At 71.2% G+C, this 24,090-nt stretch carries 23 protein-coding genes and 1 pseudogene; 17 read left to right on the forward strand and 7 right to left on the reverse strand.

The window, feature by feature from the left end; genetic code table 11:
- Positions 1 to 165 precede the first annotated feature (165 nt).
- Positions 166 to 804: a nucleotidyltransferase family protein gene (locus FE633_RS23675; protein WP_138047180.1), complete on the forward strand. Its 639-nt coding sequence runs from the start codon at positions 166 to 168 to the stop codon at positions 802 to 804.
- 116 nt (positions 805 to 920) lie between these two features.
- The gene (aceB, locus tag FE633_RS23680; protein ID WP_138047181.1) at positions 921 to 2,543 is read left to right on the forward strand and encodes a malate synthase A; all 1,623 of its coding nucleotides are present in this window, start codon (positions 921 to 923) and stop codon (positions 2,541 to 2,543) included.
- A gap of 21 nt (positions 2,544 to 2,564) precedes the next feature.
- Here aceB and FE633_RS23685 read toward each other — a convergent pair whose 3' ends face one another.
- The 5 genes from FE633_RS23685 to FE633_RS23705 form a co-directional block, all read right to left on the reverse strand.
- A complete protein-coding gene (locus FE633_RS23685) occupies positions 2,565 to 2,846 on the reverse strand; it encodes an Rdx family protein (protein ID WP_425473213.1) in 282 nt (93 codons plus the stop codon).
- Between the two features lie 37 nt (positions 2,847 to 2,883).
- Positions 2,884 to 3,798 carry a HipA family kinase gene (locus FE633_RS23690; RefSeq protein ID WP_138047183.1) on the reverse strand — a complete coding sequence of 305 codons (915 nt, stop codon included), beginning with the start codon at positions 3,796 to 3,798 and terminating at the stop codon, positions 2,884 to 2,886.
- 21 nt (positions 3,799 to 3,819) lie between these two features.
- Positions 3,820 to 4,071, reverse strand: coding sequence for a hypothetical protein (locus FE633_RS23695; RefSeq protein WP_246113802.1), 252 nt, complete (start codon positions 4,069 to 4,071; stop codon positions 3,820 to 3,822).
- A 465-nt stretch (positions 4,072 to 4,536) separates the two neighbouring features.
- On the reverse strand, positions 4,537 to 6,084 hold the full coding sequence (gene paaZ, locus FE633_RS23700) for a phenylacetic acid degradation bifunctional protein PaaZ (RefSeq protein ID WP_138047185.1): 1,548 nt from the start codon (positions 6,082 to 6,084) through the stop codon (positions 4,537 to 4,539).
- A gap of 58 nt (positions 6,085 to 6,142) precedes the next feature.
- Positions 6,143 to 7,024: a VOC family protein gene (locus FE633_RS23705; RefSeq protein ID WP_138047186.1), complete on the reverse strand. Its 882-nt coding sequence runs from the start codon at positions 7,022 to 7,024 to the stop codon at positions 6,143 to 6,145.
- An 81-nt stretch (positions 7,025 to 7,105) separates the two neighbouring features.
- Between FE633_RS23705 and FE633_RS23710 the strand changes: the two genes are divergently transcribed.
- From FE633_RS23710 to FE633_RS47405, 12 genes are all read left to right on the forward strand, one after another.
- On the forward strand, positions 7,106 to 7,717 hold the full coding sequence (locus FE633_RS23710) for a carboxymuconolactone decarboxylase family protein (RefSeq protein ID WP_138047187.1): 612 nt from the start codon (positions 7,106 to 7,108) through the stop codon (positions 7,715 to 7,717).
- On the forward strand, positions 7,714 to 8,562 hold the full coding sequence (locus tag FE633_RS23715) for a fumarylacetoacetate hydrolase family protein (protein WP_138047188.1): 849 nt from the start codon (positions 7,714 to 7,716) through the stop codon (positions 8,560 to 8,562). The genes FE633_RS23710 and FE633_RS23715 overlap by 4 nt, the downstream gene beginning before the upstream one ends.
- Before the next feature lie 35 nt (positions 8,563 to 8,597).
- Positions 8,598 to 9,143: a MarR family winged helix-turn-helix transcriptional regulator gene (locus FE633_RS23720; RefSeq protein ID WP_246113793.1), complete on the forward strand. Its 546-nt coding sequence runs from the start codon at positions 8,598 to 8,600 to the stop codon at positions 9,141 to 9,143.
- Positions 9,144 to 9,319: 176 nt separating this feature from the next.
- Positions 9,320 to 9,850, forward strand: a complete 531-nt coding sequence (locus FE633_RS23725; protein WP_138047189.1) for a cupin domain-containing protein — start codon at positions 9,320 to 9,322, stop codon at positions 9,848 to 9,850.
- Positions 9,847 to 11,070: a cytochrome P450 gene (locus tag FE633_RS23730; RefSeq protein WP_138047190.1), complete on the forward strand. Its 1,224-nt coding sequence runs from the start codon at positions 9,847 to 9,849 to the stop codon at positions 11,068 to 11,070. The genes FE633_RS23725 and FE633_RS23730 overlap by 4 nt, the downstream gene beginning before the upstream one ends.
- 23 nt (positions 11,071 to 11,093) lie before the next feature.
- Positions 11,094 to 11,417 carry a 2Fe-2S iron-sulfur cluster-binding protein gene (locus FE633_RS23735; RefSeq protein WP_138047191.1) on the forward strand — a complete coding sequence of 108 codons (324 nt, stop codon included), beginning with the start codon at positions 11,094 to 11,096 and terminating at the stop codon, positions 11,415 to 11,417.
- On the forward strand, positions 11,414 to 12,661 hold the full coding sequence (locus FE633_RS23740; RefSeq protein ID WP_138047192.1) for an NAD(P)/FAD-dependent oxidoreductase: 1,248 nt from the start codon (positions 11,414 to 11,416) through the stop codon (positions 12,659 to 12,661). Before FE633_RS23735 ends, FE633_RS23740 begins: the two co-directional genes overlap by 4 nt.
- A complete protein-coding gene (locus FE633_RS23745) occupies positions 12,658 to 14,112 on the forward strand; it encodes a class I adenylate-forming enzyme family protein (RefSeq protein ID WP_138047193.1) in 1,455 nt (484 codons plus the stop codon). Before FE633_RS23740 ends, FE633_RS23745 begins: the two co-directional genes overlap by 4 nt.
- Positions 14,113 to 14,220: 108 nt before the next feature.
- Complete coding sequence (locus tag FE633_RS23750) at positions 14,221 to 15,339, forward strand: alcohol dehydrogenase catalytic domain-containing protein (RefSeq protein ID WP_138047194.1); 1,119 nt, start codon at positions 14,221 to 14,223, stop codon at positions 15,337 to 15,339.
- A gap of 26 nt (positions 15,340 to 15,365) precedes the next feature.
- Complete coding sequence (locus FE633_RS48605; protein ID WP_138047195.1) at positions 15,366 to 16,592, forward strand: acyl-CoA dehydrogenase family protein; 1,227 nt, start codon at positions 15,366 to 15,368, stop codon at positions 16,590 to 16,592.
- Positions 16,589 to 17,464 (forward strand): 3-hydroxybutyryl-CoA dehydrogenase, encoded by an 876-nt coding sequence (locus FE633_RS48610; RefSeq protein ID WP_281291245.1) that lies wholly within the window; start codon positions 16,589 to 16,591, stop codon positions 17,462 to 17,464. The genes FE633_RS48605 and FE633_RS48610 overlap by 4 nt, the downstream gene beginning before the upstream one ends.
- A gap of 24 nt (positions 17,465 to 17,488) precedes the next feature.
- Positions 17,489 to 17,665 (forward strand): hypothetical protein, encoded by a 177-nt coding sequence (locus tag FE633_RS47405; RefSeq protein WP_171060095.1) that lies wholly within the window; start codon positions 17,489 to 17,491, stop codon positions 17,663 to 17,665.
- Between the two features lie 134 nt (positions 17,666 to 17,799).
- On the opposite strand, the pseudogene FE633_RS23765 reads toward FE633_RS47405, so the two are convergent.
- Positions 17,800 to 18,308, reverse strand: a pseudogene (locus FE633_RS23765) (DM13 domain-containing protein).
- 140 nt (positions 18,309 to 18,448) lie between these two features.
- Positions 18,449 to 20,074: an IucA/IucC family protein gene (locus tag FE633_RS23770; RefSeq protein ID WP_138047196.1), complete on the reverse strand. Its 1,626-nt coding sequence runs from the start codon at positions 20,072 to 20,074 to the stop codon at positions 18,449 to 18,451.
- 190 nt (positions 20,075 to 20,264) lie between these two features.
- Between FE633_RS23770 and FE633_RS23775 the strand changes: the two genes are divergently transcribed.
- From FE633_RS23775 to FE633_RS23785, 3 genes are read left to right on the forward strand one after another with little or no spacing between them, the layout of a single operon-like run.
- On the forward strand, positions 20,265 to 21,743 hold the full coding sequence (locus FE633_RS23775; RefSeq protein WP_246113803.1) for an IucA/IucC family protein: 1,479 nt from the start codon (positions 20,265 to 20,267) through the stop codon (positions 21,741 to 21,743).
- A 56-nt stretch (positions 21,744 to 21,799) separates the two neighbouring features.
- Positions 21,800 to 23,077 (forward strand): VWA domain-containing protein, encoded by a 1,278-nt coding sequence (locus tag FE633_RS23780; protein WP_138047198.1) that lies wholly within the window; start codon positions 21,800 to 21,802, stop codon positions 23,075 to 23,077.
- Positions 23,077 to 23,937, forward strand: a complete 861-nt coding sequence (locus FE633_RS23785) for a hypothetical protein (protein ID WP_246113794.1) — start codon at positions 23,077 to 23,079, stop codon at positions 23,935 to 23,937. Before FE633_RS23780 ends, FE633_RS23785 begins: the two co-directional genes overlap by 1 nt.
- Positions 23,938 to 24,090: the final 153 nt, after the last annotated feature.

Raw genomic sequence — 24,090 nt, forward strand, 5'->3', positions numbered from 1 at the left:
CCGACGAACGCCCCATGGCGGTGGTCAGGTGCCGAGGGACGCGGGTCAGTAAACGCCACCCGATGCGCTGGGCGCCACCTCAAGGACCGAAATTCAGTCCTCCGACACCATGAGGCCCGCCCGGGTTCGTCGGCGCCCCGGGGCCGGGTCAGGTATGCAGGGGGCATGACGGAGAACAAGGCCCCCGAGAACCCGGTCGCCGGGCTGCTGCTGGCCGCGGGGGGAGGGCGGCGCCTGGGCGGGCGGCCCAAGGCGCTCCTGGAGCACCGGGGCCGCCTTCTCGTGGAGCACGCGGCCGCAGTCCTGCGCGAGGGCGGCTGCACCCGCGTCCATGTGGTCCTGGGGGCCCAGGCGGAGACCGTACGGTCCAGGGCCGTACTGCCCGACTGCGTCCTCGTCGACAATCCCGAGTGGGAGGGCGGCATGGGGTCGTCCCTGCGGGCCGGGCTCGCCTCGCTCGCGGGCACGGGCGCGCGTGCCGCCCTCGTCTCGCTCGTCGACCAGCCCGGTATCGGCCCGGAGGCCGTGGCCCGTGTGCTCGCCGCGTTCGACTCCCCCGCGTCGCTCGCCTCCGCGGCGTACGACGGCCGGCGGGGGCATCCCGTGTTGTTCGGTGCGGACCACTGGGCGGGGATCGCGGCGACCGCCACCGGTGACCAGGGGGCACGCGCTTATCTGAAGGCTCGTGAGGGCGCGATCACGCTCGTCGAATGCGGTGACGTGGCGCAGACGTACGACATCGACACGGAAGGCGACCTGCTCCGCCTTTCATCACAACAACAGGACATTGAACTTCCACCATGAGGAAACTAGTATCCATGTATCAGAAGCGTCGGCTCGCTCCGTTCGCCGGAGAAGCCCGCTCGAGAAGCTCGCTCATGTAGCTCGCCGAAGTAGCTCGCTGAAGGAAGTGACAGTTCATGTCCGCACCAGCGCCGACCCCGCTGGCCATCGTCGACGCCGAGCCCCTGCCCCGGCAGGAAGAGGTCCTCACCGACGCGGCCCTCGCCTTCGTGGCCGAGCTGCACCGGTTGTTCACGCCCCGGCGTGACGAGCTCCTCGCCCGTCGTGCCGAGCGCCGCGCCGAGATCGCCCGTACCTCCACGCTCGACTTCCTCCCGGAGACCGCCGCCGTCCGGGCCGACGACTCCTGGACGGTCGCCCCCTCGCCGGCCGCGCTCAACGACCGCCGCGTCGAGATCACCGGCCCCACCGACCGCAAGATGACCATCAACGCCCTCAACTCGGGCGCCAAGGTCTGGCTCGCGGACTTCGAGGACGCCTCGGCGCCCACCTGGGAGAACGTGATCCTCGGCCAGCTCAACCTGACCGACGCGTACGAACGGCGTATCGACTTCACTTCCCCCGAGGGCAAGTCGTACACCCTGAAGCCGGCCGAGGAGCTGGCGACGGTCGTGACGCGCCCCCGCGGCTGGCACCTGAACGAGCGCCACCTCGTCGACGCGGACGGCACCCCCGTCCCCGGCGCGCTCGTCGACTTCGGCCTGTACTTCTTCCACAACGCGCAGCGCCTGCTCGACCTCGGCAAGGGCCCCTACTTCTACCTCCCCAAGACGGAGTCCTACCTGGAAGCCCGCCTGTGGAACGACGTCTTCGTCTTCGCCCAGGACTACGTCGGCATCCCGCAGGGCACCGTCCGCGCCACCGTCCTGATCGAGACGATCACGGCGGCGTACGAGATGGAGGAGATCCTCTACGAACTCCGCGACCACGCCTCGGGGTTGAACGCGGGCCGCTGGGACTACCTCTTCTCGATCGTCAAGAACTTCCGTGACGGCGGGGCGAAGTTCGTGCTGCCGGACCGCAACGCGGTGACGATGACGGCCCCGTTCATGCGCGCGTACACGGAGCTGCTGGTCCGCACCTGCCACAAGCGCGGTGCACACGCGATCGGCGGCATGGCGGCGTTCATCCCGTCCCGGCGCGACGAAGAGGTCAACAAGGTCGCGTTCGAGAAGGTCAAGGCCGACAAGGACCGTGAGGCGGGCGACGGGTTCGACGGCTCGTGGGTCGCGCACCCGGACCTCGTGCCGATCGCCATGGCCTCGTTCGACGCCGTGCTCGGCGACAGGCCGAACCAGAAGGACCGCCTGCGCGAGGACGTCGACGTCAAGGCGGCCGACCTGATCGCCATCGACTCCCTCGACGCGAAGCCCACGTACGCGGGCCTGGTCAACGCCGTCCAGGTCGGCATCCGCTACATCGAGGCCTGGCTGCGCGGCCTGGGCGCCGTCGCCATCTTCAACCTCATGGAGGACGCGGCCACCGCCGAGATCTCCCGCTCCCAGATCTGGCAGTGGATCAACGCGGGGGTGGAGTTCGCGGGCGGCGAGAAGGCCACGCCGGAGCTGGCCCGCAAGGTCGCGGCCGAGGAACTGGCGAACATCCGCGCGGAGATCGGCGAGGAGGCCTTCGCCGCCGGCAACTGGCAGCAGGCCCACGACCTGCTCCTGAAGGTGTCGCTGGACGAGGACTACGCGGACTTCCTGACGCTGCCGGCGTACGAGCAGCTCGTCGGCTGAGCAGCCTTTTCGGCTGAGCAGTCACTTCTCCGAGTGGCCCAGGGATTTCTCCGGGGCCACTCGGTCGCGTACGAGGCGCTTGACGGCCGTCGGCTCAGGAAAACCCTGCTCGCGGCGGTCCCAGATCACCTCGTCGTCGACCCGTACGACGAAGACGCCCCCCGTGCCGGGCTTGAGCGCCAGCTCCGTCAGCTCCTGCTCGAAGGTGGTGAGGAGTTCCTGGGCGAGCCAGGCGGCCCGGGGGAGCCAGCGGCACTGGGTGCAGTACTCGATCTGCACGCGATGCGTGTTCTCAGTGGTCACGTGTGTGCTCTCAGTGGTCATGTGAGTGTCCCAGTGGTCATCCGAGGTGCACCGACCAGTCCTGTTCCGCCGGCGGCTTGCCGTGCAGGTCGGGCACCCGCTTCAGCCAGTTCGGCCGGCCCTCCTGGGTTTTCGCCGCGCGGTGGGCGTCTTCGGTGGCGAGCTGTTCACGGGTGGGGAAGTCCGTGGGGAGCCAGGCCGCGGAGGCCTTGACGCGGGCGAGGAGGTAGCCGACGTACGCCTCGCGGGCCTCGTCGGGGGTCGCGAAACCCGGCTCGTCGAGGAGCCAGGCGTCGGGCACCTCCGCCGTGATCGCGCGCAGCAGCTCCTCGGTCACCCGGGGAGCGAGCTCGGCGTCCGCGGCCCGCGTGTCCGGCGCGTGGCCGCCGAGCGCGTGCCGCCGGAAGTCGTACGCCTTCTCCGGTGACGACGTGTCCCAGCGGTGGTGGAAGACCAGCGCCGCGCCGTGGTCGATGAGCCACAGGCGCGGGGGTGCGATGCCGAATGTGGGCCAGATCATCAGGTTCGAACTGTGCGTCGTACGGTCCACGTTGACCGTGAGGGCGTCCAGCCAGATGATCCTGCCCGCCTCCAGCGGGTCAACGGCGAACGTCCTCGCCACCTCCGGGGTGAAGTCCTGGGCGCCCGGCAGATAGTCCATGGCGAGGTTGAGCCCGGCGCTGGCGCGCAGCAGGTCCTGGACCTCCTGGTGGGGCTCGTGCCCGGCGACCGCCGGATCGAAGTGCACCAGCACGAGCTCGGGGAACCGCAGCCCGAGGGCGCGCGCCAGCTCACCGACGATCACCTCGGCGACCAGGGCCTTGCGCCCCTGCGCGGAGCCCGTGAACTTCACGACGTACGTCCCCAGGTCGTCGGCCTCGACGACTCCAGGGACGGAGCCGCCGGACCGCAGGGGTTCGACGTAGCGGGTTGCGGTGACTTCAGTCAGCATTTTCCCAGGCCACCCGCCCCTTCAGCCTTGAAATCCACGCTCGACCTCGGAGGCACGCAACAGCGGGAATCGCCCATCATCAGCCCTGGGGAGAATCTGGGGAGTTTCGACCGGCATGTAGATCTCCCTGCCTCCCCAGCAGTGGTCGATGGCCGTCCGCCCCTTACTTCCGGCCTCCGGCATGAAGTGAGCATAGTAACCGAGGGTGATCGCTGGCGAGGAATGTCCGAGCCACCGCGCCACGGTCACCACAGACTTTCCCGCCTCCAACATGATCGAGGCACAGGTGTGCCGCAGCACGTGGAAACCGTCCCGCGGTGCCGCCTCCCACCGCCAATCCTTCGCTCCCTTGTCGCGCGGCGGGACAATGCCGGCCTGGCCAACGCAGGTTTCCAGGTGTAGGGGTTCCAGGTGTTCACCGCAATGGCCTTGCCGAATCGTGTGGTGAGCAGAAGGGAGAACTTCCTCCGCTGTCCCTCCGCCTCCGGCTTCCCCCACGGGAGCTCCACCTTCACCGGCGGAAACGGCTCAACATGGCGCTTGAGCTCGGACATGAAGCAAGCCTCTCGCGTAGTCAATGTCCTCCGGGCTCAATCCGAACACCTCGGCCGGCTCGGCCGACCGGGAGGCATCTGCCAGGCGGACGGCGCGCCGGTGAGGACTTCCACCCGGCCGGTGTCGAGCGAGTAGTAGGCGCTGACCACGGCCAGGGCGCCCTTCTTGCACCATCAGCAGCGCCTACGCCCCCAGCGAGTCCAGAGCCCGCCGGGACCCCTGCACCGCCGTCCGCTGCATCAGGTCCACCACACCTCTGACACCCGCCATCTCCGACCCTCCACCGGCCCGCCCGGGGCCGCCGTGCCGCAGCGCCGGCAGTGGTGATCCGTGTCCGGTGGTCTGTCCCATGGTCAGCGAGTCGAGCAGGTGCAGCCGCCCGTGCCAGGCCGCCGTCTCGCGTACGAACGCGCTGGTCCAGTCGACGTCGTCACTCACCGTCGACGCGGCGAGGCTGCCCCGCCCCCGCGCCAGCAGATCCGCCGCGTGCCCGGTGTCGCGGTACGCCAGTACCGTCGCCGCCGGGCCGAACGGCTCGACCTCGTGGGGCGCGGTGGCCTCGGGGTCGGCGGATACGAGGAGGGTGTCCAGGAAGGCGCCCCGCTCGGGGTCGGCGTCGACCGCCCGTACCTTCTCCGGGTCGCCGTGTACGAAGCGGCCGGACTCCGCGATACGGCGTGCTGCGCGCCGTACGTCGTCGCGCTGGGCGAGGCTGACGACCGGGCCCATCCGGACGCCCTCGGCGGCGGGGTTGCCGACGGTCACCCCGGCGAGTTGCGCGGAGATCGCGTCGAGGGCGGCGGACTCCTGCTCCCGGGGGACGAGGACGCGGCGGATCGCGGTGCACTTCTGGCCCGCCTTCACCGTCATCTCGGTCACCACCTCGCGCACGAACGCGTCGAAGAGCGGTGAGCCGGGCGTGACGTCGGGGGCCAGGACGATCGCGTTGACGGAGTCCGCCTCGGCGTTGAAGCGGACCGAGCGGGACACCAGGTGGGAATGGGTGCGCAGGGTCTCGGCGGTGGCGGCGGAGCCGGTGAAGGACAGGACGTCCTGCTCTCCGAGCAGGTCGAGGGCCGGCCGTACCGAGCCCACGACCAGCTGGAGGGTCCCCGGCGGCAGGACACCGGCCCCCGTCACGATCCGGACCAGGTGCCCGGTGAGGTACGCGGTGGGGGTGGCCGGCTTCACCACGCTCGGCATGCCCGCCAGCACCGCCTGGGCCAGCTTCTCCAGCGGGGCCCAGACGGGGAAGTTGAAGGCGTTCACCTGGAGCATCAGGCCCGGGGAAGGGGTCACGAGGTGGACGCCCAGGAAGTCCTCGCCGCGAGCGAGGCGTTCGGCGGGGCCCTCGACCAGGTAGGTCGCGTCCGGGAGTTCGGTGCGGGCCCGGGCGGCGTAGTCGCGCAGGACGCGGATGCCGCCGTCGACGTCGTAGCGGGCGTCGTTCAGGGTGGCACCGGCGCGGGCGGAGAGGGCGTAGAGCTCCTCGCGGCGGGCGCGGACGGCGGCGGCGACGGCGTCCAGGAGGTCGGCCCGCCGGTGGAAGGTCAGGGCCCGCAGCGCGGGGCCGCCGGCGCGGCGCGCGTGGCCGAACGCCCCGGTGAGGTCGAGGCCGGCGGAGGAGACACGGCAGAGCAGGTCCCCCGTGACCGCGTCGTGCACGTCGGTCGCGGACCCGTCCGTGGCCGTGGGGGTGACCCAGGTGTCCTGCAGATAGCTCTGGAGCATGGGGTGCGGCCCGCTTTCTTCGAGAACTTCGAGGGAGGGGTTACGGAAGGTGCGCCGTTTACTCGGCCGGGTGGTGGCCCCAGATGTCGGCGGTGTAGACCCGGCTGACCCAGGTGCTCTCGTCGACCTGCACGCCGCCCGCGCCGATCTCGATCCCGAAGCCGGCCGGCGAGGTCATGTAGAAGGAGAACATCCCGTCGTTGGCGTGCTTGCCGAGCGTGGCCATGAGTTTCACGTCGTGTTCACGCGTGCGGTCGAGGGCGCGGCCGACCTCCTCCGGGCTGGTCACCTCGCACAGGATGTGGTGGGTTCCCTCGTTCCTGTACGACCGGATGAAGGCGATGCTGTGGTGCCGTGGGTTGCATCCGAGGAAGTAGAAGGTGCCCCAGGGGTAGTCGGCGGTGTCGCTGAGCCGGAATCCCAGGACGTCGCAGTAGAAGTCCACCGCCTCCTGCACGCGCGGCGTCTTCATCACCACGTGCCCGAGCCCCTGCTCTCCGGTCACGAAGTCGACGCCCAGCGGCGAGACGAACTGGCTGGGGGCCAGGCGGCGGCCGCAGAAGAGCTCGGTGCGGATGCCGAGGGGACCGGTGAAGTGCACCATCCGGACCACCTGGCGGTCCTGGCACTCCTCGTCGGTGCCGACGGACACGTCAACTCCGGCCTCCTTCAGGCGCACCGTCATCTCGTCGATCGCCGCCGGGTCGCGTACCTCCCACCCGATGACCGTCACGCCGCCCGTCGGCGCCTCGGTCAGCCACATGCGGAAGGGGTGCTGGTCCATGCGCAGGCGGTAGCGCACGCAATCGCCGCCCGCGGCTGAGCTGTCGGATGCGGTTCCGGGCTCGACCGCGAGGCCAATCACTCTGCGGGCGTACTCCGCCCATGCTGTCGGGTCGGGCGCACCGATGCCCACGTACCCAAGGCTCTGGATCGTCATGGCGAAGACGGTATTTGTTAGACCCTTGACGGTCAAGACTCATACGAATACCTTGGCGCCATCGAGCCGAGGAGGTCTCCGATGTCGGGAGAAGTGCCCGAGAAGGCCCGCGTGGAGCCCGTGAATGAGGGCGAGCTGCACGAGAAGACACTGGCGGCGCTGGCGCCGTACCGCGATCAGGACGGCCGGATCTACACGATCTGGGCGACCCTCGCGCACCACGAGGACGCGCTGCGCCGCTTCCTCGTCTTCGGCAACCATGTGCTGGGGAAGAACACCCTGCCTCTGCCGTCCCGCGAGCTCATGATCCTGCGGATCGCGGCCCGCGCGCAGGCCGCGTACGAGTGGGACCAGCACGTACGGATCGCCCGCCGCGCCGGGCTCGCCGACGAGACGATCCTGGCCGCTGTGAACGGCGACTGGGACGGGCTCGACGAGCTGGACCGGGTGCTGCTCACCGCCACCGACTCGATCCTCGACCACCAGGGCGTGGACGACGGGCTGTGGAGCCGGCTCACGGCCCACCTGAGCACCGAGCAGGTCATTGACGTCCTCTACACCGTCGGCCAGTACCTGACCATCGCCACGGTCATCAACACGCTCGGAGTCCAGGCGGAGGGCGACCTCGCCCTGCCGCTCCCCCGTCCCGCCGACCGTCAGCCCGCCGACCAGCAGAAGGAAGAAGCCGCATGAAGCTCGCCAACCTCGCCGGCCGCCCGGTCGTCGTCCGCGACGACCTCGCCCTCGACATCGCGGACGCCAGCAAGGGAGCGATCGAGCCGCGTCTGGAGGTGCTCTGCGACCTTGCCCTCCACGACGAGCTGCGCACCCTCGCCGAGCGCGCCGCCGAGGCCGACTGGAAGCCGTTCGACAAGCGTGACCTGGGCCGCGTCGCCAAGCCGTACAAGGCTATCGGGGTGGCCCTGAACTACCGCGCGCACGCCGAGGAGTCCAACCTCCCCGTCCCGGACGAGCCGTCGGTTTTCGCCAAGTTCGCGTCCTCCGTGGTCGGCCCCTATGACTCGATCGTGGTGGAGCCGCAGTACGACAAGGTGGACTACGAGGCCGAGCTCGTCGTGGTCATGGGCAAGGCGGGCAAGAACATCCCCGAGGCCGACGCCTGGTCCCACGTGGCGGGTGTCACCGCAGGTCAGGACATCAGCGACCGCAAGGAACAGTGGCGCAAGCCGATCAACCAGTTCACGCTGCCGAAGTCGTACGACACCTTCAGCCCGATCGGCCCCTACCTGGTGACCCTCGACGAGTTCGCCGACCCCGACGACATCGAGGTGGCCGGCTGGGTCGACAACCTCGAAGTGCAGCGCGGCCGCACCTCCGACCTCATCTTCAGCGTGCCCGAGCTGATCGCCTGGCTGTCGAAGCGGGTGACGTTCGAGCCCGGCGACCTGATCTTCACCGGCACCCCCGCAGGCTGCGGCGTCCGCCGCACCCCTCGCCTCTACCTCACCGAAGGCAAGGTCCTGCGGACCGAGGTCACGGGCGTCGGGACTATGGTCAATCCGGTCGTCGCCGGCTGACACCGGTCAGGCCGGACGAGGAAGGGTGGGAGATCGTGACCGACACCGTGCGCGAACCGGAGACCACAGGCGCGAGCCGGACCCGGCAGTTCTCGGAACTCCTGCGCCACCACCATCGCGAGCTGGGCACGACCGATCCCCGGGACCTCGACGCGATCGAGATGGTCACCGACCTCACTCGGCTCGAAGCCCGGCTGACCAAGGACTTCGAGAAACACGTCCATCGACCCCTGGGCCTGACCTGGGCGGGCTTCAGGATCCTGAACGCCCTGTGGGTCTACGGCCCCCTCGCCCAGCAGGACATCGGGCGGGTCTCCGGATCCACCCGGGCCAGCATCTCCAGCGCGTTGGCGACGCTGGAGAGCCGCGGCCTGATCACCCGTGAACGCGTCGAGTCCGACCGCCGTCAGCTGTTCGTCGAGCTCACCTCCGAGGGTCGCGACACGCTGCGGCAGGCCATCGAGGCCCAGACAAAGCGCGAGCGGGCCTGGACCGGCGTCCTGCGTGACGACCAGCTCAGTGAGCTGGTGCATCTCTTGCGTACGCTGGTCAACCAGGAGACCCCGGCCGACGACGCCTGAGTCCGGCGAGCCCGGCCGACCCCCGCGCGGAGCCCGTGTGGCATCCCCCGGCAGGGCGACCTCCCATATCGTCAGAACTTTTACCGTCAGACCTCTAACGAATTTTCCCGAGGCCCTTTAACGTTCAGCCACCTTCCCCTGACGCCCCTCGCGTCGGTTCCTCAAAGGAGAGAGTCATGGTCCGTCGTGTCGTCAGCGGTGTCAGCCCGAGCGGCAAGCCCGTGATCGTCAGTGACGGCGAGCCGCCGCGCACCCGTCAGTTCACCCACACCTCCGGCTTCGCCCGCTCCGTGGTGTGGAACACGGCCTCTCCCGCCGTCCCGTCCGAAGATCCGACGGCAGACCTCACGAACTTCGTCCCGGCTCCCGGCGAGACGGTCGCCCTGACCGTCACCTTCCCGCCGGGCAGCGTCTACGCCGACCCGTCCTGGGACCCGATCGCCGCGGCGGCCGAGCAGCTGGAGGCCAGCCCCGGTCTCGCCGAGCTCTTCGAGCCCGACAACCCGGGCATGCACACCACCCCGACCGTCGACTACGGCGTCGTCCTGAGCGGCGAGATCGTCCTCGACCTCGACGGCGGCGAGACGGCCGTCCTGGGGCCCGGCGACATCGTCGTGCAGAACGCCACCCGGCACGCCTGGCGCAACAACGGCACCGAGCCCGCCACCATGTTCTTCGTCCTCATCGGCGCGGACCGCATCTCATGAGCCCCCTGACGACGGCGGCGCCCGGCGCTCCGGTCGTCGACCTGGACCTCGCCGACCTGCGCCGCGACCCCTACCCCGCCTACACCGAGCTGCGCCGAACCGCCCCGCTCGCCTGGGTGCCCTCGGTCGGCCGGCACCTGCTCACCCGGTACGAGGACATCGTCCACGCGGAGAAGCTGCCCGAGGTGTTCAGCTCCCGCGAGGAGGGCTCGCTGCTGCTGCGCACGGTCGGCCCCAACATGCTCCGCGAGGACGAGCCGAACCACCGCAGGCTGCGATCCGCCGCCGAGCCGCCCACCCGCCCGCGCCAGGTCCGGGACCTGTGGGCGGCCTCCTTCGAACGCACCGCGCACGAACTGCTCGACCGCATCGCCGGCCGCGGCGGGGCCGACCTGATCGCCGACTTCGCCGAGCCGCTCGTCGCCGCCAACCTGGCCCTGGTCCTGGGCCTGCGCACGGCGAGCGCCGAGGACATCGCCGACTGGTCGCGGGCGATGATGGCCGGCAACAGCAACTACGCCGACGACCCCGACGTCTGGCTCCGCGCCGAGCGGGCCACCCGGGCCATCGAGGGCGCGGTTGCCGAAGCCGCCGAGGCGGCCCGGCGCGAGCCCGACGGCTCGGTGATCTCCTCCATGGTCCACGCGGACGGGCCGGTGGAGCTCGCGGAGATCCAGAACAATGTCAAGGTCATCATCGGCGGAGGCGTCAACGAGCCGCGTGACGTCTTCGGGGTGGGCGCCTGGGCACTGCTGAACCGCCCCGGGGTGCTGGACCGGGTCCTGGCGGATCCGGCGAGCTGGAAGCGGGTCTTCGAGGAGACGGCCCGCTGGGTCTCGCCGATCGGCATGTACCCGCGCCAGCTCACCCAGGAGTACGAGATCGCCGGGGTGACCCTCCCGGCCGGCAGCCGCGTCGCCCTCGTCATAGCCTCCGGCAACCGGGACGACTCGGTGTTCGAGCGGGCCGACGAGTTCGACGTCGACCGGCCGCACCGCCCGCACCTCGCCTTCGGCGGCGGTCCGCACTTCTGCATGGGCGCGTGGGTCGCGCGCCACGAAGTCAGCGCGATCGCCTGGCCCCTCATCTTCAGCCGCCTGAAGGGACTGCGCCTCGCCGAAGGCGCGACAGCATCCGACAGCGACTCCGCCGCGGGCCGCATGGACGGCTGGGTGTTCCGCGGGCTGACCTCGCTGAACGTCACCTGGCAAGCAGCCTGAGCCGTCCCCATCGGGAGGACTTCATGCCCACCGTCATCTTCCAGTTGCCCGACGGGACCGAACGCAAGGTCACCGCCGCGTCGGGGACCGCGCTCATGCAGGCGGCCGTCTCGAACGGCGTCCCGGGCATCGTCGCCGAGTGCGGCGGCAACGCCTCCTGCGCAACCTGCCACGTCTACGTCGACGCCACGCAGTCCGAGCCGGCGGGCCCGCCGAACGACGTCGAGGACGAGATGCTGGACTTCACCGCCGCCGAACGCCGGCCCACCAGCCGGCTCAGCTGCCAGATCCAGCTCTCCGACGCCCTGGACGGACTGGTCGTCCACGTGCCCGAGGAGCAGGTATGACGAGCGGCGCACCGGGAGTGGTCGTGGTGGGCGGCGGGCAGGCCGGTTTCAGCGTCGCCTCCACCCTGCGCGCCTCCGGATACGACGGTCCGGTAACCGTGTTCGCGGCCGAGCCGCATCTGCCGTACCAGCGGCCGCCGTTGTCGAAGAAGGCCCACACCGACCACGACGACCTGCGGGTCTCGCTGGTCCCGGAGACCTTCTACGGCGAGCGGGACATCGGGCTGCGGCTCGGTGACGACGTGGTCGCCCTCGACCCGGCCGCCCGCACGGTCCGCACCCGGTCCGGCATGAGCGTTCCGTACGCCCACCTGGTGCTGGCGACCGGCGCCCGCAACCGCCCGCTTCCCGTGCCCGGCGCGGACCTCGACGGCGTCCACGCCCTGCGCTCCCTCGACGACGCTCTAGCCATCGGCCGGGCGCTGACGACGGCCAGGGACGTGGTGGTCATCGGCGGCGGCTTCATCGGCCTCGAGCTGGCCCGGGTTGCCCGTGCCCGTGGCGCCGGGGTCACCGTCGTTGAACTCACCGACCGGCTGCTGAGCCGGGCGCTCTCCGCCGAGGTGGAGGCGCATGTGCGGGAGAGGCACGAGCGGGCGGGCGTACGCATCCTCACCGGCACCGCTGTACGGGCCCTGGAGGGCTCCGGCCGGGTCGAGCGGGTCGTCACCTCCGACGCCGTCCTTCCCGCCGGCCTCGTTGTGTACGGCATCGGCGCCGCGCCCCGCGATGAGCTGGCGCGGGACGCCGGCCTCGCCGTGGACGACGGCGTGCTGGTCGACGAACAGCTGCGCTCGGTCTCCGACCGGCGGATCTCCGCCGTCGGCGACTGCGCCCGCCACCCGCACCCGCACGCGGCCGGACCGGTCCGGCTGGAGTCCGTGCAGAACGCCACCGACCAGGGGGTTCTGGTCGGCCGACGCATCGCCGGGCAGCCACCGGCGCCGTACGAGAGCCTGCCGTGGTTCTGGAGCGACCAAGGTGACATCAAGCTGCAGATCGCCGGGCTCCGGGCGCCCTCCGACGACGTACGCCTGGCGGTCGGCGACTCCCCCGAGCGACTGGCCGCATACGCCTTCCGGGACGGTCTGCTCGTGGCGGTGGAGACCCTGAACTGGCCCGCCGAACATCTCGCGGCCCGCAGGCTCCTCGAACGGCGGACCCCGGTGACCGCCGCCGACCTCACGGGGACGACCCTCGGCGCGCTCGCCCGGGCCAGACGCGCGGCGGAGGTACGGGCATGACGCGTACGTTCGGTGCTCATCTGGCCGTCAGCGCGGTCGAGGCCGGTTCCCGGACCGCCCTCGTCTTCCAGGACCGCTCCTGGACCTACGCCGAGCTCGACCGGGCGGTGCGGCGGACCGTCGCTCGCCTCGACAAGTACGGGGTGCGCAGGGGCGACCGGGTGGTGATGCAGGGGGCGGCCCGGCCCGAGGCCCTGATCACGCTGTTCGCGGTGACCCGGATGGGGGCGGTGCTCGTCCCCCTGCACCCGCAGGTGGCTGGCCGCGAGCTCGCGGCCGTGTGCGAGGAGACCCGGCCGACGGCGGTGGTCGCCGACGAGGGCTTCCCGGCGGGCACGGGTCTGAGGCTGGCCTGGGAGGAGCTGCACCCCGCAGGGGACGAGGGGCCCGAGGCTCCCGAACCGGACGCCCCGTCCGGCTCCGACGTCGCGGTCATCGCCTTCACATCCGGCACCTCCGGCCGCCCCAAGGGCGTCACGCTGACCCACGACAACCTGCACTGGAGCATGGTCAACGGCCTGGCCCGGCTGCCCTTCGGCGAGGACGACACGGCACTCGTCTCCACCCCGCTGGCCCATGTCGCCGTACTGGGCGGGCTCCCGCAGTACACCTGGGCCCGGCGCGGGACGGTGATCCTCGCCCCGCGGTTCGACCCGGACCTGTTCGTCGACCTGGTCCGCGACCACCGGGTAACCTGCGCCTTCGCGGTACCGGCCATGTCCGCGCTGCTGGCCCGCCACCCCCGGTTCGGCAGCGGCGACCTGAACACCCTGCGCTGGATCCTGTCCGGCGGATCACCGGCCCAGACCGCCACCCGCGAGCAGTTCCGGGCCCGCGGGATCGGTGTGGTCAACTCCTACGGCCTGACGGAGACCGCGGCAGGGGTGACGTACTCGGCGCCCGACGAACCGGCGACCTCCACGGGACCACCCGTCCCGCAGGCCGAACTGAGGGTCGTGGACGCGACCGGGACGCCCGCACCGGCCGGCACGCCCGGCGAGATCTGGGTGCGCGGTCCCTCGGTGGCCGCCGTGTACTGGACCGCCGACGGACCGGTGCCGGTGACCGACGGCGAAGGCTGGTTCCACTCCGGGGACCGCGGGGTGTTCGACGAGGACGGCCTGCTGTCGGTCGTCGGACGGCTGAAGGACATGATCATCACCGGCGGGGAGAACGTCGATCCCGCCGAGGTCGAGAACGCCCTCGCCGACCTCCCCGGCGTCGTCGAGGTCGCCGTGTCCGGGGCGCCGGACCCCGTCTGGGGCGAGGTCGTGACCGCCTTCCTCGTCAGCGAGTCCGGCAACCCGACCCTGGACGACGTCCGAGGTCATCTCGACGGCCGGCTCGCCCGGCACAAGTGGCCGCGCCGCCTGTGCGTGGTGCCCGCCCTGCCCCGCGGGGCCACCGGAAAGCTGCAGCGCGCACGACTGATGACGCTGCTGGACAGCTGACCACCCGTCGGAAAAACCGCTCAACCCCTCTCTCATCTCTCCACAACTCCCAGAGGCCGCACCGCCGTTGGTGCCGTCTCCCCCCTACCCTCACCCCGAGGAGACGCCATGAGTGCGACCATGCGAGCCGCGCGGATGCACCACGTCGGCGAGCCGATGAGGCTCGAGGAACTGCCCGTTCCCGAGCCCGGCCGCGGTGACGTCCGCGTGGCCGTCCACGCCGTCAACATCGTCCCCAACCTCGCCAACATCCTGAACATGTGGACCACTTGGTTCCCGCACAGCCCCCTGCCCACCCTGCCGGCGATCTTCGGTCTCGACCCGGCGGGCGTGGTCGAGGCGGTCGGCGAAGGCGTCCAGGCGTTCAAGCCTGGCGACCGGGTCTACGTCAACCCGGGCCGCTCCTGCGGCTCCTGTCGTTCGTGTCGCAGCGGTGACTCGATCAACTGCGCCAGCTATGCCTTCGCCGGATATTTCGGCTTCTCCCCGACCGCCGTCGACCTGCTCGACCGCTACCAGGGCGGCCTCGCCGAGTACATGGTGGCTCCGGCGTACAGCCTGGTGAAGCTGCCGGACTCGCTCTCCTTCGAGGCCGCCGCCCGCTTCGGCTACATCGGCACCATGTACTCGGCACTGCGCAAGGCCGAGGCCGGTCCGGGCAAGACGATCCTCATCAACGGCATCAGCGGCACCCTGGGCATCGCCGCCGCGCTCCTCGCGCCCGCCATGGGCCTCACCCACGTGTACGGCACCGGCCGGGACAAGGCCCTCCTCGACCAGGTCGGCAAGCTGGCGGGCGGCCGACTGCACCTGCACTCCCTGGACGACGGCCCGCTCGACGACTGGGTCCGCGAGGAGACCGGCGGCTACGGCGCCGACATCTACGTCGACGCCCTCGGCCCGGGCGCCCCGCACGAGACGTTCCGGGCGGGCATGCGGGCGATGGCGCGCGGCGGCATCGCCGTCAACATCGGTGCCGTAGCCGGTGATCTGCCGATCGACATCCACCGGATGATGGACCAGCAGCTGCGGCTGATCGGCTCGGCGTGGTTCACCTCCGCCGAGGGCCAGACCATGGCCGACATGGCGGGGGCCGGCCTGCTGGACCTGAGCCCGCTGGAGCACCACGTGTACCCCCTGGAGCAGGTCAACGAGGCCATCAGCGGGATCGCCGTGCGCAATGGCGGCTTCAGCAACTTCATCATCAGCCCGACGGCCACGGCCTGACCCCTGCGAGATTCCTGGAGAATGTGATGCACGCTCAGCAAGCCGGGCGCCCGGCCGACCCCCTCGACCTTCTGGAACTCGACAGCCTGCTCACGCCGGACGAGCGCGCCGTGCGCGACGCGGTGCGCACCTTCTGCGACCGGCGCGTCGACCCGCACATCGCCGGGTGGTTCGAGCAGGGGGAGATCGAGGACATCCGCGGACTCACCAAGGAGCTCGGTGAACTCGGCCTGCTGGGCATGCACCTGGAGGGCTACGGCTGCGCCGGCATGAGCGCGGTCGACTACGGCCTGGCCTGCCTGGAACTGGAGGCGACCGACTCCGGGCTGCGCTCCCTGGTCTCCGTCCAGGGTTCGCTGGCCATGTACGCGATCCACGCCTTCGGCTCCGAGGAGCAGAAGGAGGAATGGCTGCCGCGGATGGCGGCGGGGACGGCCATCGGCTGCTTCGGCCTCACCGAGCCCGACTCCGGCTCCGACCCCGGCAGCATGCGCACCACGGCCCGCCGCGACGGTGGGGGCACCTCCCGCTCGAGCGGAGCCGAGAGTGGGGGAGACTGGGTCCTCGACGGCCGCAAGATGTGGATCACCAACGGTTCGGTGGCGGATGTCGCCGTCGTCTGGGCACGTACGGAGGACGGTATCCGCGGCTTCGTCGTCCCCACCGACACGCCCGGGTACTCGGCGCCCGCGATCAAGCACAAGATGTCGCTGCGGGCGTCGGTGACCAGCGAGCTGGTGCTGGACTCCGTACGGCTGCCGGGCAGTGCCGTCCTGCCCGGCGTGCGGGGACTGCGCGGACCGCTGTCCTGCCTGGGCGAGGCCCGCTACGGCATCGCCTGGGGCGCGATGGGCGCCGCCCGTTCCGCCTTCCGGGCGGCGCTGGCCTACGCCGGCGACCGGGTCCAGTTCGGCCGCCCGATCAGCGGCTTCCAGCTGACCCAGGCCAAGCTGACCGACATGTCCCTGGAGCTGAACAAGGGTTTCCTGCTGGCCCTGCATCTGGGCCGCACCAAGGACGACCGGGGTCTGCGCCCCGACCAGGTCAGCTACGGCAAGCTCAACAACACCCGGGCGGCGCTGGAGATCTGCCGCACCGCGCGTACCGTGCTGGGCGCCAACGGCATCTCGCTGGAGTACCCGGTCATCCGGCACGCCAACAACCTGGAGTCGATCCTCACCTACGAGGGCACCGTCGAGATGCACACCCTCATGATCGGCCAGGCGCTGACGGGGCAGGCGGCCTTCCGGTGAGTTCGGACTTCCACAGGGTCGGGGTCGTCGGCTGCGGTCTGATGGGCGCGGGCATCGCCGAGGTCTGCGCCCGGGCCGGGTTGGACGTGGTGGTCCACGAGGTGAGCCCGGTGGCGGCCGAGGCCGGCCGGGCCCGGATCACCGCCTCGCTCGACCGGGGCGTACGACGTGGAAAGCTCACCGGCTCGGAACGGGATGCCGCACTCGACCGGCTGCGGGTCACCCCCGATCTCACGGCTCTCGCCGACCGGGACCTGGTGGTGGAGGCGGCGACGGAGGACGAGAAGGTCAAGGTCGAGCTGTTCGCCGAGCTCGACCGGATCGTCACCCGCGAGGACGCCCTCCTCGCGTCCAACACATCCTCCCTGCCCATCATGAAACTCGGCATGGCCACCGCACGCCCGCACCAGGTGATCGGGGTGCACTTCTTCAACCCGGTCCCGGTGCTGGAGCTGGTCGAGATCGTGCCGTCCCTGCTGACGGCGCCCCAGACCGAGAGCCGGGCCGGGAAGTTCGTCACGCAGGTCCTGGGCAAGAAGGTGATCCGAGCCCAGGACCGGGCCGGCTTCGTGGTGAACGCCCTTCTGGTGCCGTACCTGCTCTCGGCGATCCGGATGCTGGAGTCCGGCCACGCCTCAGCGGAGGACATCGACACCGGCATGGTCCTCGGCTGCGCCCACCCCATGGGGCCGCTGAGCCTGGCGGACCTGATCGGCCTGGACACCCTCACCGCCATCGCCGAGGCGATGTACGCGGACTTCAAGGACCCGCTGCACGCCCCGCCGCCCCTGCTGCTGCGCATGGTGGAGGCCGGTCTGCTCGGCCGGAAGTCCGGGCGCGGCTTCCACGACTATTCCGAGAAGGGCAACTGACCCCATGGCACAGGAAGTACGCGGATGATCGCGATCGTGATTTCCAGTCGCCCGACGCCCGGGCTCCAGGTTCCTCACGGCCGCGAGCCGCTCGAGAAGCGTGCGCTGCCGTTCGTTCAGGGCGGACCTCCCCCTCGACGTCGCCACGAAGCCCTGGTGGCCTATGCCACGAACGGCGCCACCTCCGTCGACACGCCTTAGGTCGGGCGGCCGCGCGGACGGTTCTCTCACCTCGCGGCGTGGCGAGAATCGCCACTCTCACGGGGACCGGCCGTGGTCCGACGGCCGGTGCGGCCACAGCTCGGCGGTCCGGTCCGGCCATGACTGCACGGCTGTCAGACGCGGGCGAGCTCGGCAGCGCCGAATGAGACGTCGAAACGGTCGCACCAGATGCTCAGGCTGCTGTAGCTCGACGGATCCACCTCACTGGGAAGGGCGTAGTTCTGGCTTCCCTTGTTGCCTTTGAGCTTGCCGAGGCTGACGTGCTTCCCGTCGTCGAAGAGATGCCAGCCGGCCTGCCCCTCCTTCACCGGTGCGTCGGTCAGCCACACGCGCAGGTCCGCTCCGTTGCTGGTGTCGAGGTTCTCCAGTCGGACGACATGAGAGCCGTCGGCCAGCCGTACGAGCTTCACCTGCCCGATGTCGCGTGCTCGTGGCTGATCAGCTCACCGCTCGCCAGCGTCTGCGGCCCGGCCGCCGGGGAAGCCGACTCGGCGGGCTGCTCGGCGGGCGCCGCGCCAGGAGAAGCGGAGCTGTTACTGGTTCCAGCCCTGGAAGCTTTGGCAGGACGAGACCATCGACGAGGCCCTGCCCGGCGTCGTGGAGCCCAACTCGCCCCCCCCAGGGCGTAAGTACAGGGCGTGCACGGACGGCACGAATAGCCCGCACCAACTCCGTCCCGAACTCACCGCGGCACGCATGTACCCGCCACCACATCTGGCCGTCAGAGGTCGGCGGTCGCGTATGGCACACACCGAGCGCCAATCACTGCCGAAGCGGATTGGGCAGGGGCAGGTAGCGTGCGTCCGCCCCGTCCGCTCCCGTCCATCGCAGCAGCAGGTTGGTCTTGCCGGGAAGGGAGGGCGCCCGGAGCAGCTCCGCGACCTCGGGCAGCTCCCGGTCGTGCCGTGACAGTTCCTTCCGCACGGCGGGCCAGAGCTCCACCCCGGGGTACCGCTCCTCCAGCGCCCCCGCGATCTCCAGGAGGTTGTTCACGACGAGGCAGTACACCAGCCGCTCCCAGCCGGCGGCCCGCGTCACGTCGGGCAGCAGCTTCACACCCTCGGCGTCCCGGAAGAGCGCCTGAACGGGCATGCCGTCCGCGTCCACGGCCACCACCGTGTTCTGCAGGTGCGCTTCGAGGACGACGCCGTGCCGGGCGAACAACTCCAGGGCGGGCGGGACGACTTGACGCAGATACGCCGCCCACCAGGCGGCGGGGTCGGGGAGGGAGTCGAGGGGGCTGGGTCCTGTCGGCCCAGAGGCGAAACCGTCCGCGCCCTTAGCGCCCTCCGCACCGTCCACGCCGTCCGCGCTCTCCGTCAGTGCCGCCGCCAGCAGAGGCGTGGCGCCGGGCAGCACATGCTCGCGCAGACCGTCACGCGCGAGGACGGCGAGTTCCTCGAAGGCGAAGTCCGCGGTGCGGTAGCCGCGGTCGCTGAGCCAGGTCGCGGGTCCGTCCAGGGCCGTGAACGCCGAGGTGACCGCCGCGTCCGTGCGGCGGAGCTGGAGGAGGTCGTGGCGCCAGAGGCGGCGGATGTCGTTGGTGATGCGGACGTCGAGGCTGAACTTCACGAAGACGTCGGCGGTGGGGACGTACACCGTGCGGATGGCGGCCGTGGGCCAGGCCGGGGACGCGGTCCGGCCGAGCCGTACGAGGCGGCCGTCGGCGAAGGCGTCGCGGATCTCCGGGCGGGCGCCGACCAGGTCGAGCTGCCAGGGATGGGCGGGGAGGAGCCGGTAGCCGGCAGGGGCCTCGCCCAGCGCGTCGATCGCCCGCAGGTCGCCCTCCTCGACGACCGCGTCCTCCCGTACGCCCAGAAGGACGAGCGGGAAGCGGGCGTACGCCTCGGGGGCGTACGGGAGCCAGCCGGCGACGGGGCCGCCGCCCCGGGCCTTGGGGGCGGGGTGACAGGGGTGTCCGGTGATCAGGGACTGCTCGGAGCGCAGATACGGGTCCTCGGGCGGTGTCGCGCTGTCGCGCGCGGTGAGGATCGCCGCCACCGCGTCCCGGCTGTCCGCCATCTCGATGGGCAGCTCGGGGTTCGACAGGCCGGTGTGCCGACGCAGCTCCTCGGCGGTGAGTTTGACCAACTCGGCGTGGTCGAGACGGTGCCAGGCCCCGGCCCAGTACACCTCCGGATCGGCGGGCCGGCGTCCGCCGCGTACCCGCAGGAGCCGTCCGCCGGAGGGCAGCCGGTACACCCGCCGCTCGACGTGCCCCTCGACCTGCCCTGCGATGTGTGCCTCCGCCTGCCCCGCACCGGGCCCCGGTGCGGGCTCGGCCACCTCCCGCAGCAGACAATTGAGCAGCGGCGCGGCCGCGTACGCGTCGGCTGCCGCCGAGACGTCGTCCCTGTCCCTGGGGGGCATGGAGTCCACGTGATCCATTCGTTCCGTACCGTGCACTGACGATCAGTATCTCCGGCGTCATACCCCGGCCGCGACGCCGTCCCCCACACCGAGGAGCCGCACCGTGCACCGTCCCCGCACCCCGGCCGAGACCGAGCCCTCGCTCGCCGCCGAGCCCTCGCTCGCCGCCGAGCCCTCGCTCGCCGCCGAGCAGTCGTTCGCCGCCGAGCTGCGTACCGTTCGCCCCGCCCTGCTGTCGCGGTACGCCGCCGGGCTCCCCGGGGCGAGGGCGGCCGTGCTGACCCGGCTGTGGCGTGGTCTCGTTCATGAGCCGCTGCCGTGGATCACGCAGCGCGAGCCGGGGAGCGAGGGCCTGACGCTCCACCTGGCCGACGGCCGCCGTCTGCACGGCCCGCACTCGGACGCGTACGGGACTGCCGCCTCCGTCGCGGAGGTGGAACTGGACGGCACGGCGTACGACCACCCGGCCGCACTCATGACCGCCCTCTCCTTCCCGTACGGTGACGGCTTCGCCGCCGAACTCGACCACAGCGTCGCCTCGTTGGCCCTGTCACGCGCCAACCAGCCGCCGCCCGACCACGACCGCCCTCGCACCACCTGGGAGTGGGAGCAGCGGATCGTCGACGGGCATCCGTTCCACCCCAACTGCCGTTCCCGGCCGGGCTTCTCGGTCGCCGAGCAGTTGGCGTACGGGCCCGAGCACCGGCCGCTGGTCGGGCTGGGGCTGGTCGCGGTGCCGGAGGAGACCTGTCTGGTGTCGGGCGAGTGGCCCTACCGGGAGGCAGGGGGACGGACAGTGATCCCGGTCCATCCCTGGCAGGCCCGGCACGTACTCAAGGACGAGAGGCTCGTGGACGGCACGGGCATCACCGCGCATCCCCTCATGTCGCTGCGCACGCTCGCCGAGGCCACGCCCGGTGGCCCGCACATCAAGACCGCGCTCAGTGCCCGGCTGACGTCGGCGGTGCGGGACATCTCGGTGTACTCGATCGAGACGGCCGCGACGGTGTCGGCGTTCCTGGAAGCCGTCGCCGCCCGCCTGGACGGCCTCCTGCACATCACGCGGACCCTGGGGGCGGTCACCGCCCACACGCCTGATCTCGCGGCGGTCGTGCGTGAGGCGCCGGAGACGTACGCGGCCGAGGGCGAGCGGGTCGTGCCGGTCGCCGCGCTCGCCACGACCGAACAGGCCCGATCCGCCTCCTGGACGGCCGAGTTCACGCGGCTCGCGCTGACGGTGTCCCTGCGACTGCTCGACCTGGGGGTGGCGCTGGAGGCGCATGGTCAGAACCTCCTCGTGGTGCTCTCTCCCTCGTGCTCCCCGACCCGCCTCATCTACCGCGACCTTGCCGACATCCGCATCAGCCCGGCCCGCCTCGCCCGCCACGGCATCCCGGCTCCGGACCTCTCCGGCCGGCTGATCACGGACGACGAAACCACCCTGCGCCGCAAGTTGTTCGGCTCACTCGTGACGGGCACGCTCGGGGCGACGGCCGGTTCGAGCGCGGCCCTCGGCGAAGCTCTCGCCACCGCCGTACGAGACCTGCCGCCCTCCCCCGACCTCGCGACTCTGCTGGACGGGCCACTGCCCACGAAGGCGCTGACGCTGATGCGGCTCTCCCCCATGGGGCCTGGCGACCTCTGGGCCCAGGTCCCCAATCCCCTGGCGCCGGGACCCCGGTCCTGACCTCACCTCCCAACTCCGTTTTGGCGCCTGCCCCTTGAGGTCCATAGGATCCGGCGATGATCAAAAGAAAACGGCTGGCGGCAGGAGTCTGCACCCTGCTCGCCGCCCTGACGGCCGGGATCGCCCTCCCGTCCGGAGCCGTCGCCGACGAGGTGGCTGACCAGCCCGCGCCCAAGGTCGACCTCGTCCTCGACGTCAGTGGTTCGATGCGGGCGCGGGACATCGACAACCAGTCACGGATGGCCGCGGCGAAGCGGGCCTTCAACGAAGTGCTGGACGCGACGCCCGAGGAGGTGCACCTCGGCATACGGACGCTCGGCGCCAACTACCCCGGTGAGGACCGGAAGAAGGGCTGCAAGGACACCGCTCAGCTGTACCCGGTGGGACCGCTGGACCGCACCGAGGCGAAGGCCGCCGTGGCGACCCTGACACCCACCGGCTGGACGCCGATCGGCCCCGCGCTCCTCAAGGCGGCCGACGACCTCGAAGGCGGCGAGGGCTCCCGCCGTATCGTCCTCATCAGCGACGGCGAGGACACCTGCGCGCCACTGGACCCGTGCGAGGTGGCACGGGAGATCGCCGCCAAGGGCATCGGTCTCACCATCGACACGCTCGGTCTGGTCCCGAACACCAAGCTGCGGCAGCAGCTGAGCTGTATCGCGGAGGCGACCGGCGGAACGTACACCTCGGTGGAGCACACCGACGAACTCACCGACAAGGTCAGCCAGTTGGTCGACCGGGCCGCCGATCCGGTGGTGGTGCCGGAGGCCGTGGACGGCGCGGACGCATGCGCGAAGGCACCGAGGCTGCGGTCCGGCCTGTACACCGACCGCGAGGAGTTCGGGCAGCAGCGCTGGTACCGCGTGCCCGTCCCGCACGGCTATGAACTGCGCGCCTCGGTGAGCGTCGCGGCCGACCGCGGGGTGGATCCGTCGTACGGGCTGCTGCTGCGGGCGGTGACCGTGCACGGCCGGGAGATCGTGCGCGGTGAGGCGGCGGGCAACGGCCGGACCGATGTGCTCTCGACGGGGCTGCGTTACCCGAAAGCCGAGCTGGAGGGCACGGACGGCGAAGGCGAGCTCGCACCCGAGACCGTGTGCCTGCAGGTCACCCACTCCTTCTCCCCGGCCGGTGGCGTGAAGACCACACCCGGACTTCCGCTCGAAATGACCATCGACGTCGTGAAGGGACCCGGCGGGTCGAGCGACGTGGCCTCCTTCGGTCTCGGGCGCGGCTGGTGGCTGCTGGGCGTGCTGGTACTGGTCGGCTTCCTGGCGGGTGTGCTGTGGGGCTGGCTGTCGCGGTGGCGGGTCGCGGTCTGGAGGACCAACTGATGCGAATCACCAGTGTGTTGCGTACGACTGTGTCGCGTACGACGCGAGGGGCGGCTCTCGCGGTGACGGCCGGGCTGTTCCTGCTGCTCGGCGGTACCGCCTCCCCCTCCGTCGCCGACTCCTCGCCCTCCGCGAGCCCGTCGGAGGACGGTGACGCGCCGACCCGGGCGGGCACGTCCTTCCGTACGGCGACGGAGATCGAGCAGGGGCAGAAGGCGACGGCCGGTGCCTCCACCGGCGACTACCTGTACTGGTCGTTCCCCGCGGACTCCGGCCGGCGCCCCACGGTGAAGGCGACGGTGAAACTGCCGGACGCCGCGCAGACCTCGTCCACCTGGCAGATCGACGTGTACGACGGGCTGCGGCGCCGCCAGGCGTGCCAGTACGGGGCGCAGACGCGGACGGCCGGGGCGGAAGCGGGCTCCGTGGAGCTGTCCTGCACCCTGCGCACGGTGCGCGCCTGGTCGGAGCAGTGGGCCAACGACCCGCTGCCGGGCACGTACTACATCCGGCTGACCGCCACGGACCTGGGGACGGCCGATCTGGGACTGCCGGTGGACGCGGAGGTCCGGGTCGACGCGAAGGACGTCGGCGGTGCGGCGGCGGTGGACGGCTCGCTGGCGGAGCCGCTGGTCCCGGGGATCGCCATGACCACCGAGGAGGGCGACGAGTCCTCCGACGACTCGTCGACCGCCGTGCTGTCCTCGCTCGAACCGGACGACGGCTGGGCCTCCGGCTGGTGGTCCGACCGGTGGGTGTGGACCACCGTGGGCGGGGTGCTGGCGGCGCTCGCGGGCGTCGGCGGATGCTCGCTCACGCGGGGTGCGGGGCAGCCTTCGCGGGTTCCGCCGGGCAGCTGATCCGCCGGACGCCGTCCCCGCCCCGGGGACGATTCCTGGGAGGCGCGTCGCACCAACTGCACGGTGCGACGCGCCTCTTGGCATCAGCAGCGCGCCAGGCTGCCCTGCTCACGGATCGCCGGATGTCCTGGTACGGCATCGAGGGACGGCATC

This window comes from Streptomyces montanus (assembly GCF_005786655.1).
GTDB lineage: Bacteria > Actinomycetota > Actinomycetes > Streptomycetales > Streptomycetaceae > Streptomyces > Streptomyces sporangiiformans.